This is a genomic window from Candidatus Hydrogenedentota bacterium, assembly GCA_012523015.1.
Lineage (GTDB): Bacteria > Hydrogenedentota > Hydrogenedentia > Hydrogenedentales > CAITNO01 > JAAYBJ01.
The window spans coordinates 1-1,732 of sequence record JAAYJI010000310.1 but is presented as its reverse complement, the minus strand read 5'-3'; the positions used below and the strand labels follow the sequence as shown (position 1 = coordinate 1,732).

Annotated in this window: 1 protein-coding gene; it reads left to right on the top strand. The window is 52.7% G+C overall.

Annotation, left to right across the window (positions count from 1 at the left end):
• Nucleotides 1-306: 306 nt before the first annotated feature.
• Nucleotides 307-1,732: hypothetical protein (locus GX117_13495; protein NLO34344.1), on the top strand; the 1,426-nt coding region annotated here is incomplete at its 3' end.

The following is a 1,732-nucleotide window of genomic DNA, read 5'->3' as shown; positions in this document are numbered from 1 at the left end:
CTCAAGATCCCCAAGGGGTTCCACCTTGACAGGCGCCAAGAACCTGCGGCATAAAGAGGCCGCGACGAACGGCTCCGACAGAAAAGGGCTTCGGACCCTACTGTTGCATTTAGTATATGAATCCTGGGCGCTTGGCTTTCTCTCCTGCGAACCGATTATATTCCTATCCATGAATTGACTCCATATAAAGACTGTGGTAGCATTAATTTCACGGCACGCCTGTTTCTTATCAACAAAAACCGGAATCACACGATGCATACGAACCAAACACGTTGTACGATAGGTTGTTTCTCCTTCAAAGCAGTTATGATCCTACTGCTGTGCAGCTTGGCGCCGACCGGTAGTTCATGGGGAGCAAATAGTGGAGGTACCACGGCCTTTATTGCCGTAGAGCGTGATTTAGACCATATGGATGTCCATAATGCGGCGGCTTGGGAGGCGGCGCAGACTCTGACAAAGGCTACCTTGCTTTTTTACGACGGCAAGGGCGGATTCTTGGATTCTTCCGGAGCCCAGCGCAGCCTCTCAGACTTTCAGGTGGTCTGGCATCATCAAGGCGATTCCGTTCGTCGCAGCCCGCTCCATGGCGGCGCGGGGCTGCAGGCGATCTTGGCTTTTGCTCGAGAAGGCGGCGCTGTACTGCTGTCAGGCGGCGCTGTGGGTATGGTGGATTACGCAGGTTTGGAACCGGATGTCTCGGTACAGCGCCACACCCTGGAGCATCACCGTGACCCCGCTTTTATGATTCCTGTAATTCCTTCCCATCCTGTATTTTCCGGATTATCGATTGAATCGGGATGTATCGGAATCAGCGAAGGCGGTTGTCCGGCTGTGGCAGATTTTTATTGGGGCGGTCCCGCCAACGCCATGGTATTGGGCAATACGCCCGCCGGTGTGGAACGGCCGTTGGTGGAGTATGCCCTTGGTTCGGGAAAGCTGATTGGCTTTGGCTGGCGATGGCCCGATTATGCAGACAAAAACAATGTGTACCGCGACAATTTGCTCCGATTAACAGAAAATATATTGACTTATCTGGCAGATCGTGACGCGTGGCGGCCCGTCGTGATTCCCACACAATTCCCGGGCTTTGGCTCCGATGAGAGAGCGGGAATTGAAGCGAAACGGTGGCGTGCATTGCAGGATGCTCTGGAAGATCTCATCGATTCTTTTGGAGAAGACTATCCTCATGGCGCAGACTATTTGGCAGAACTCGCCGCTTTGGAAAGGGAGCAAACTGCCTTGCCTGCAGAGGCGGAACCTGCCGCGTTCAAAGAGATAAAGGATCGCTTCCAAACACTTCAACGGCAAGCCTTGTTACTGGATAATCCGCTTATCGATTTCGATGATTTGCTGGTCATCCGCAGGCGTGCCGATGCCTTGGGACTGCCTACAAATTATCACGGCAACACCGATATAGCGCCCACGGGCTATGAAAATACCCTAGAGTCCTTGCCGATTAAAGGCGGCTCAACGCAGGTTGTATTCCGTCCTGAAGAAGATCTTTTCATCGGCGATGTGGATTTATATTATGACGGACGGAAAGCGCTGTTGTCTATGCCTGATACTGAAGGGCGCTGGGATATTGTGGAGTACGATTTTGATGCCGCAGCGCTCACGGCTTTATCGCCCATTCCCGATGCCGACGTTTCCAATTATGACGCCTGCTATTTGCCTGATGACCGCATTATCTTTACGTCCACTGCCCCGTATATTGGGGTACCCTGTGTAGGGG